We start from the raw sequence: 8,723 nt of genomic DNA on the forward strand, positions 1-8,723 counted from the left end.
ATCACCGCCGCCGCGCGAACCAGCCTGGTCATCAGCGGGATCGTGATCAGCACGGTGCTGCACACGGTCGCGGTGAGGCCCGGCCCGAGCACGGCCGCGACGAGGATGGCGAGCACGATCGTCGGGAACGAGTACAGCACCTCGACCAGCCGCAGCACGACCTCGCCGACCCAGCCGCCCCAGTACCCGGCGACCAGGCCGAGGACGGTGGCGAGCACGGCGGTGACCAGCACCGCGGCCGTCGACAGCAGCAGGGTGGTGACGATCCCCTCGAACAGCCTCGGCAGCAGCGACCGGCCGAGCTGGTCGGTGCCGAGCAGCCACTCCCCGCTCGGCGGCGCGAGCCGAGGCCCCTGGATCGCGTCCGGCTCGCCGCCGATCCCGAACACCGTGCCGACGACCGAGACCCCCACCAGCACCGCGAGACACCCGACGCTGGTCCTCGTCAGCCAGTCCGCCTTCCGCCACCAGGTCACGCCGACCTCCCGAACCGGGGGTCGAGCACACCGGCGACGGCGTCGGTGAGGGTGGTCATCACCACGAACACCACGGCGGCGAGCAGCACGCCGGCCTGCACCACGGCATAGTCCCGGCGCCCAACCGCCTGGACGACGTAGGAGCCGATGCCCGGCAGGTTGAACAGGTACTCGACGATCACCGCGCCACCCAGCAGGTAGGCGGTGACGGTGCCGAGCACGGTGATGACGGGGATCGAGGCGTTGCGCAGCACGTGCCTGCGCACGATGGACCCCGGGCTCTCGCCGCGGGCGACGGCCGCCGCGATGTAGGGCTCGACCAGGACGGTGAGCACGGCGTCCCTGGTCGTGCGGGCGGTCACGGCGATGACGAACACCGACAGCACGGCGGCCGGCAGGACCATGGCCCGCAGGTTCGCCGCGGGATCGGTGCCGAAGGGGACGTACCCGCCGACGGTGAGCCCCAGCGCGTACCGGGAGAAGAGGAAGACGACGAGGCTGCCGAGCACGAACTCGGGGACGCTCACGCCGAACCCGCTGGCCAGCCGCCCGAGCGCGCCGCCACCCCGGCGGCCGGCCCGGATGGCGGTCAGCACGCCGAGCGGGACGCCGAACACGATCGCGGCGGCCATGCCGAGGATGGTGAGCTCCGCGGTCACCGGCAGCCGCAACCCGAACTCGGTGGTGACCGGCTCCCTGGTGATCATCGAGAGCCCGAAGTCGCCGTGGACCGCCGAGGACAGCCACAACCAGTACTGGGTGAGGATGCCCCGGTCGAGCCCGTACTTGGCGGACACCTCGGCCTTCTCCTCGGCGGATGCGAACGGGCCGAGCACGACCTCGGCGAACCCACCTGGCATGAGCCGGGAGGCGGCGAAGATCAGCAGCGAGATCAGCAGCAGCGTCAGCGCCGCGCTCAACATCCGCCGCGACCACCAGGCGAGCAACCGCACTCAGCCCACCCCCGCTCCGCGCCCGACACCCGCCCGGCCGTCGGGCGCCGCCGGCAGCAGCACCGTCACTTCGCGATCATCCGGTAGTCGGCGATGCCGCGGAGCAGGTTGCCGTAGCCCTCGCTGGCGTAGAGCGTCGGGCTCACCGCATCCGTCCGGTAGCCGACCAGGGCCGGCCGGGTGACGAGCGGGATCATCTGCGCGTCCTCGTCCACCGCGGTGCACAGGTCCTGGAGCGCGCCCGCCCGCGACGGGCCGACCTCGGTGGCGATCGCCGTCTCGATCGTCTGGTTCAGCGCCGGGTTCGGCTTCATGAAGCCGAGGTTGAACACCGCCTTCTCCGGGTTCCACCACTGCGCGGCCATCCCGGCGCTCGCGTAGCCGGCGAACCACGACATCGCCGCGTCGAAGGTGGCCGGGGCCGAGCCGTAGACCTTGCCGGCCCAGCTGCCCTCGTCAAGCTGCTCGATCCGCACGTCGACGCCGATCTGCGCCAACTGCTGCTGGATCACCTGCGCGATCGCTGGCGCCGGCTCGGTCGAGAACACCGACAGCGTGAACGACAGGTTCTCCGCACCCGCCTCCCGCAGCAGCGCACGTGCCTGGTCGAGCGTGGCCTTCGCCGAGGGCAGCGCGGCCGGGTCGCACGAGTCCGGCAGGCCGGCCGGCGTCACCCCGGTCGGCTTGCCGAGGCCGTTCAGCGCGGTCTCGGCGATCGCGTCCCGCCGCATCGCCATGTTGACCGCCGTGCGGACGCGCTGGTCCGCGAACTTGCCGCCCGGCGCGTTGCTGTTGAGCATCAGGTAGTAGAAGTCGGTGGTGGACTGCGTGCCGACGCTCGCACCCCGCACGCCGGCGAGCAGTTCGGGAGCGTCCACGTTGCCCAGTGCCACCAGGTCGGCGCTGCCGTTCTGCAGCGCGGCGATCCTGGCCTGCTCCTGCGGCGCGATCGTGATGTTCACGGTCTCGACGGCCGGCTTGTCCTCCGCCCAGTAGTCGTCGCGCTTCTCGAACGTCCACGACACGTCCTGGCGGTGCTCCGACACCACGAACGGGCCGGTGCCGAGCATCGTCTTCGTGAGGTCGACCGAGCCGTCCTCGACCTCCTTCATCGGCAGCACCGCGGCCGGCGTGTTCGCGAGCGCGGCGAGGAACGGCGAGTACGGCGCCGACAGTGTCACCTGGACAGTCTGCGCGTCGACCGCGGTGACGTCGGCGACCGGGCCGATCTGCGCGCGCCAGACGCCCTGCCCGGCCACCAGCCGTCGCAGGCTGCCAACCACGTCGTCCGCCGCCATCGCGCGGCCGTTCGAGAACGTCACGCCATCGCGCAGGTGGAACACGTACGTGGTGGGGTCGGGTGTGTCCCAGCTCTCGGCCAGCGCGGGCTCGATGGCGAAGTCGGGGCCGACCGTGACGAGCGTGTCGTACGACAGCGACATCAGCTGCCACGACACGGCGACGTCGGCCAGCTGCGGGTCGAGCCCGCTCGCCGCGCCGCTGTCCACGGGGATCTGGAGGTCGAGGGTGCCGCCGCCGGCCACCGAGGAGTCGGCGACGGACAGGTAGCCGGGCTCCTTCGCCCCGCCGGGCTGCTGTGCCGGGGCCGGCGAGCAGGCCGCCAGTGCGACTGCCGCGACCGTCGCGAAGGTGCACTTCTTCAGGATCCGCATCGGGACCTCAGCTTTCTCGGGGTGACGCGGCGTAGTCGCCAGCAAGAACCGCCGGAGGATGCCGGAACGTTCCGACATGAGTGGAGATTAAACGGCCGCACCTCGGCCCACGTCAAGCCTCCCGTCCAGGTTATCCCCGATCATTGACCCCCGCGAGTAGGTCGGGTTAGCCTCCTTCACCAGTGCCGGAACGTTCCGGCGCAGTCTTCGAGAGCATGGAGCCGCAGGTGACCGACAGTCGCGACCACCACCCCCTCGACCCGCTGCGTGCGGAGGAGATCGCCGACGTCAGGAAGATCCTCGAGGCCGCCGAGGTGCTGGCGCCCGCGACTCGTTTCTCCTACGTCGGCCTGTCGGAGCCGGCCAAGGCGGACGTGGCCCGCCACGAGCGCGACGGCGCCGCCGTGCCCCGTGCCGCCCGCGTGCTGCTGCTGGACGTCGAGACCGGCGCGGCAGAGGACGTGCTGGTCAGCCTCACCGAGCGGGCGGTGGTGACCCGCTCGCCCATCGACCCCGCGACCGGCCAGGTGCCGGTGCTCGTCGAGGAGCACGAGCTGGTCCGCGAGATCATGGCCGGGGACGAGTCGTGGGCCGCGGCGTTGCGGCGGCGCGGCATCGACGACCCGGCCGCGGTGTACCTCGCGGCGCTGTCGGCGGGGCGCTTCGAGTCCGTACAGGACGGTGGGCGGCGGCTGGTCCGGGTGCTGGCGCACTGGCGGCCGCACGAGTCCACCATGGTGTGGGCGCACCCGGTCGACGGGCTCGTCGCGTTCGTCGACCTGATCGAGCGCAGGGTGGTGGAGATCGTCGACACCGGCGCGACGCCGATCCCGACCGAGTCCGGCGACTACGACGACCCCGCCGTGTCCGGCCCACCGCGCACGACGTTGCGGCCGATCGAGATCACCCAGCCGGAGGGCCCGAGCTTCACACTGGACGGCAACCTGCTGCGGTGGGAGGGCTGGCGGGTGCGGCTCGGCTACGACATGCGGGAAGGGCTTGTCCTGCACCGGATCGACATCCGGGACGGTGACCGGGTGCGGCCGGTGGTGTACCGGGCGTCGGTGGCCGAGATGGTCGTGCCCTACGCCGACCCCGGCCCGGTCCGCTTCTGGCAGAACTACTTCGACACCGGCGAGTACCAGCTGGGGAGGCTGGCCAACTCACTGGAGCTCGGCTGCGACTGTCTCGGCGAGATCACCTACGTCGACGCGGTGGTGGCCGACGGCGCGGGCGACCCGGTGACCATCACCAACGCGATCTGCGTGCACGAGGAGGACGCCGGCGTGCTGTGGAAGCACACCGACCCGGCCAACGGCAGCAGGCAGACGCGGCGGCAGCGGCGGCTGGTGGTCTCGTTCTTCGTGACCGTCGGCAACTACGACTACGGCTTCTACTGGTACCTCTACCTCGACGGCACGATCGAGCTGGAGTGCAAGGCCACCGGCATCGTGTTCACCGCGCACTACTCCGAGAAGGTCGCGCCCTACGCGTCGGAGGTGGCGCCGGGGGTGGCCGCGCCGTACCACCAGCACCTGTTCAACGTGCGACTGGACATGGCGGTCGACGGTGACCGCAACGCCGTGGACGAGGTCGAGGTCGCGCCGGTGCCGATGGGGCCGGACAACCCGTACGGCAACGCGTTCGGGCGCAGCGTCCGCAGGCTTTCCACCGAGTCGGCCGCGGTCAGGACGGCGGCGCCGGAGCGCGGCCGGGTGTGGCACATCGTGAACCCCGAGCGGCGCAACAGGTTCGGCGACGCCACGGGTTACGTCCTGACGCCGCAGGGGCTTCCGGTGCTGCAGGCTGCACCGGGCTCGGCCATCCACGGCAGGGCCGCCTTCGCCACGAAGCACCTGTGGGTGACGCGGTTCGCCGACGCGGAGCGCTACCCGGCAGGCGACCTGGTGAACCAGAGCCCGCCGGGTCAGGGGCTGCCGGCGTACACGGCGGCGGACCGCGACATCGACGGCCAGGACATCGTGGTGTGGCACACCTTCGGGCTCACCCACTTCCCCAGACCGGAGGACTGGCCGGTGATGCCGGTCGACACGTGCGGCTTCACGTTGAAGCCGTCGGGCTTCTTCGACCGCAACCCGACGCTGGACGTCCCGGCGCCGAAGACCGACCACTGCCACTCCCACCATGCATGAGTTCGCCAGGTACGCCGCCCCGTCGCCGGCGCACGAGGTGGACCTGGTGCGGCGCAACCCCTTCGCGCTGGTGGTCAGCGACGGCAGCCCTCCCATGGCGACCCACGCCCCGGTGATCCTCCCCGGCGACACGTTGCGTGGGGCGACGCTGCTCGGCCACATGGCGCGGGCCAACCCACACTGGAGGTCCTTCGGCGACGAGGTGCTGGTCGTGTTCTCCGGCCCGCACGGCTACGTCTCCCCGAGCGCGTACGGCTACACGCCGGCGGTGCCGACGTGGAACTACGCGGCCGTGCACGTGACGGGTCCGGTAGAGCTGGTCGACGACCGCGAGGAGACCCTTGCCGTGGTGGAGCAGACGGTCCACGCGGCGGAGTCACCTCGGGCACGGCCGTGGGACATGACCTCGTCGAGGGGACGGTTCGCCGAACTGGTGGACGGCGTGGTCGCGTTCCGGGTCCTGGTGCGGGAGGTGCGCGGCAACTTCAAGCTGAGCCAGGACATGCCGGCGGAGGTCCGCGCGCGGGTCCGCGCGGACCTCCGCGCCCACCACCACCGCGCGGTCGCCGGGCTGATGGCCGAGGTGGACGGGGCTCAGCGGTAGGCGGCGAGCCCCGTCAGCGCCTGGCCGATGACCAGCGTGTGGATCTCACTGGTGCCCTCGTAGGTGAGGACCGACTCCAGGTTGTTCGCGTGCCGCAGCGGCGCGTACTCCAGCGAGATCCCGTTCGCGCCGAGGATGGTGCGGCACTCGCGGGCGATGGCCAGCGCCTCGCGGACGTTGTTCAGCTTGCCGACGCTCACCTGCTCCGGCCGCAGGTCGCCGCGGTCCTTGAGGCGGCCGAGGTGCAGTGCCAGCAGCATGGCGGTGTTCAGCGACACCGCCATGTCGGCGAGCTTGCGCTGCGTCAGCTGGAAACCGGCGACGGGCCGGCCGAACTGCACTCGACTGTCTGCATAGGACAGTGCGGCGTGCAGGCAGTCGCGGGCCGCGCCGACCGCGCCGAACAGGATCCCGAACCGCGCCTCGGAAAGGCACGACAGCGGCGCGGACAGGCCGCGTGCCGCCGGCAGCCGCGCCGACTCCGGCAGCCGGACGTCGGACAGGTGCAGCTCCGAGGTCACCGAAGCCCGCAGCGACAGCTTGTTCTCGATGTCGTGTGTGGACAAGCCCGGGGTACCGCGCGGCACGAGGAAACCACGCACACCGTCCTCTGTGGCCGCCCACACCGTGGCCACGTCCGCGATGCCACCGTTGGTGATCCACGTCTTCGTCCCGTTGAGCACCCAGTCCGCGCCGTCGCGCACGGCCCTGGTGCGCATGCCGGCGGGGTCGCTGCCGAAGTCCGGCTCCGTGAGGCCGAAACAGCCGATGGCGTTGCCGGCCGCCAGCCTGGGCAGCCACTCCTCCTTCTGCGCCGGGGAGCCGTACCGCCAGATCGAGAACATCGACAGCGAGCCCTGCACCGACACGAAGCTCCGCAGCCCGGAGTCGGCCGCCTCCAGCTCGAGGCAGGCCAGGCCGTACCCGGTCGCGTGCACCCCGGCGCAGCCGTAGCCGTCGAGGTGCATGCCGAGCAGGCCGAGCTCGCCCAGCTCCCGCGCCAGCTCGCGCGGGAAGTGCCCTTCCGCGAACCACGCGGCGATGTTCGGGCGGACCCGGTCGTCGAGGAAGCGGGCGACCGTGGCCTGGATGTCCCGCTCCTCGTCGGTCAGCACGGTCGGGATGTCAAGCAGGTCGAACGGGTCGGTCACGACAGCTCCTCGGTGATCTCTGCGGTGTGCTCGCCGAGCGCCGGCGGCCGGCGCCGGTACTCGGGTGGGGTGCGGGACAGGCCGATCGGGTTGGCGACCACGTCCAGGCCGGCCAGCGGGACCGTCGGACGCAGGCCCAGGCCGCTGGCCAGCTCGAACGCGCCGGCCAGGTCGTGCACCGGTCCGCACGGCACGCCGAGCGGGGTCAACAGCTCGAACCAGGCCGCGGCCGTGCGGGTCACGAAGCGCTCGGACAGCAGGGCGGCCAGCTCGTCGCGGTGCGCGACCCGGTCGGCGTTGGTCGCGAAGCGCGGGTCGGCGGCCAGGTCGAGCGCCGTGCACAGGTTGGCGAACTGCCGGTCGTTGCCGACCGCGAGCGCCATCGGCCGGTCGGCGGTGTCGAACACCTCGTACGGCGCGATCGACGGGTGCCGGTTGCCGAGGATGCCCGGTACCACCCCGGCCATCGCGTAGCCGGCACTCTGGTTCACCATGCTGGACAGCAGGCAGCTCAACAGGTTCACCTCGACGAGCTGCCCCTCCCCGCTCGTCTCCCGCTCCCGCAGCGCCGCGAGGATGCCGACCGCCGCGTGCAGCCCGGTCAGCACGTCGACGAGCGCGACCCCCGTCTTGACCGGCTGGTCCGGCGCGGGCCCCGTGACGCTCATCAGCCCGCCGACGGCCTGCAGCAGCAGGTCGTAGCCGGGCAGCGCGGCGCCCTCCCCCGCGCCGAACCCGCTGACCGAGCAGTACACCAGGCGGGGGTTCAGCTCCCGCACATCCGCATAGGACAGTCCGAAGCGCGCCATCGTGCCCGGTCGGAAGTTCTCCACGAGTACGTCCGCGCGGCGCACCAGCGCCAGCAGCCTCTCCCGGTCCCGGCCGAGGTCCGCGGCGAGGGACCGCTTGTTCCGGTTCACGGCGAGGAAGTAGGTCGCCTCGTCGCCGACGTGCGGAGGCCCCCACGCCCGGGTCTCGTCGCCGGTGACCGGGTGCTCGACCTTGACCACGTCGGCGCCGAGGTCGGCGAGCAGCATCGTCGCGTACGGCGCGGCCAGCACCCGGCTGAAGTCGGCCACCACGAGACCGGACAGGGCAGTCATTCCCCGCATCCTGCCGCATGGGCGACGGACCGGCAGTGGACGGGATGTCCAGTCGATCCTCGGTGAACACGCCATCTCGGCCATCGACTCGCCCGGGACGCCGTGGTGGTGTCTACTCGTGACCGCTCTGCTCCCCACCCAGGTCCGGCACGTGCGCACCGAGGTGCCCGGCCCACGTTCCCGCGCACTGCTCGACCGCGCCAGCAGCGCGCTGCCGGCCGGCCTCGGCTCCGCGCTGCCCGTGTTCGTCGAGTCCGCGGGCGGAGGCGTGGTGGTCGACGCCGACGGCAACTCGTTCATCGACCTCGGCAGCGGCATCGCCGTCACCACCGTCGGCAACGCCGCGCCCGCGGTGACCGAACGGGCCGCGGCGCAGCTGCGCAGGTTCACCCACACCTGCTACCTGGTGAACCCGTACGAGTCCTATGTGGTGGTGTGTGAGCGGCTCAACGCGCTGGCCCCGGTACCCGACGCGCGGACCGCGTTGTTCAACACGGGTGCCGAGGCCGTGGAGAACGCGGTGAAGGTGGCCCGCGCCGCGACCGGCCGGGGTTCGATCATCGCGTTCGACCACGCCTACCACGGCCGCACGAACCTCACCATGGCCATG

At 71.8% G+C, this 8,723-nt stretch carries 8 protein-coding genes; 3 read left to right on the top strand and 5 right to left on the bottom strand.

Features of this window, described 5'->3' with window-relative positions; all coding sequences use genetic code 11:
* The 3 genes from ACJ73U_RS00030 to ACJ73U_RS00040 all read right to left on the bottom strand — a co-directional run.
* On the bottom strand, positions 1-476 hold a 476-nt coding region (locus ACJ73U_RS00030; protein WP_407775376.1), incomplete at its 3' end, for an ABC transporter permease.
* Positions 473-1,429: an ABC transporter permease gene (locus ACJ73U_RS00035; RefSeq protein ID WP_407775377.1), complete on the bottom strand. Its 957-nt coding sequence runs from the start codon at positions 1,427-1,429 to the stop codon at positions 473-475. The genes ACJ73U_RS00030 and ACJ73U_RS00035, both read right to left, overlap by 4 nt.
* A 65-nt stretch (positions 1,430-1,494) precedes the next feature.
* Positions 1,495-3,180: an ABC transporter substrate-binding protein gene (locus tag ACJ73U_RS00040; RefSeq protein WP_407775378.1), complete on the bottom strand. Its 1,686-nt coding sequence runs from the start codon at positions 3,178-3,180 to the stop codon at positions 1,495-1,497.
* A gap of 149 nt (positions 3,181-3,329) precedes the next feature.
* Between ACJ73U_RS00040 and ACJ73U_RS00045 the strand changes: the two genes are divergently transcribed.
* Both ACJ73U_RS00045 and ACJ73U_RS00050 read left to right on the top strand, forming a co-directional pair.
* Positions 3,330-5,255 carry a primary-amine oxidase gene (locus ACJ73U_RS00045; RefSeq protein ID WP_407775379.1) on the top strand — a complete coding sequence of 642 codons (1,926 nt, stop codon included), beginning with the start codon at positions 3,330-3,332 and terminating at the stop codon, positions 5,253-5,255.
* Positions 5,248-5,859: an FMN-binding negative transcriptional regulator gene (locus ACJ73U_RS00050; protein ID WP_407775380.1), complete on the top strand. Its 612-nt coding sequence runs from the start codon at positions 5,248-5,250 to the stop codon at positions 5,857-5,859. Before ACJ73U_RS00045 ends, ACJ73U_RS00050 begins: the two co-directional genes overlap by 8 nt.
* On the opposite strand, the gene ACJ73U_RS00055 is transcribed toward ACJ73U_RS00050, so the two are convergent.
* Together ACJ73U_RS00055 and ACJ73U_RS00060 are read right to left on the bottom strand one after the other, a co-directional pair.
* Complete coding sequence (locus ACJ73U_RS00055) at positions 5,850-7,010, bottom strand: acyl-CoA dehydrogenase family protein (protein ID WP_407775381.1); 1,161 nt, start codon at positions 7,008-7,010, stop codon at positions 5,850-5,852. The two genes, ACJ73U_RS00050 and ACJ73U_RS00055, sit on opposite strands and share 10 nt — an antisense overlap.
* Positions 7,007-8,113, bottom strand: coding sequence for a CaiB/BaiF CoA transferase family protein (locus ACJ73U_RS00060; protein WP_407775382.1), 1,107 nt, complete (start codon positions 8,111-8,113; stop codon positions 7,007-7,009). Before ACJ73U_RS00060 ends, ACJ73U_RS00055 begins: the two co-directional genes overlap by 4 nt.
* A 118-nt stretch (positions 8,114-8,231) precedes the next feature.
* Between ACJ73U_RS00060 and ACJ73U_RS00065 the strand changes: the two genes are divergently transcribed.
* Positions 8,232-8,723 (top strand): aminotransferase class III-fold pyridoxal phosphate-dependent enzyme (locus tag ACJ73U_RS00065; RefSeq protein WP_407775383.1); only part of this gene is annotated, 492 nt, incomplete at its 3' end.

The organism is Actinophytocola sp., assembly GCF_045807065.1.
Lineage (GTDB): Bacteria > Actinomycetota > Actinomycetes > Mycobacteriales > Pseudonocardiaceae > Actinophytocola.

What these genes read in the sequence shown, in the direction of transcription:
- ACJ73U_RS00040 (WP_407775378.1), bottom strand. Translation starts at nt 3,180, where the DNA reads ATGTCGGAACGTTCCGGCATCCTCCGGCGGTTCTTGCTGGCGACTACG.
- ACJ73U_RS00050 (WP_407775380.1), top strand. Translation starts at nt 5,248, where the DNA reads ATGCATGAGTTCGCCAGGTACGCCGCCCCGTCGCCGGCGCACGAGGTG.
- ACJ73U_RS00060 (WP_407775382.1), bottom strand. Translation starts at nt 8,113, where the DNA reads ATGACTGCCCTGTCCGGTCTCGTGGTGGCCGACTTCAGCCGGGTGCTG.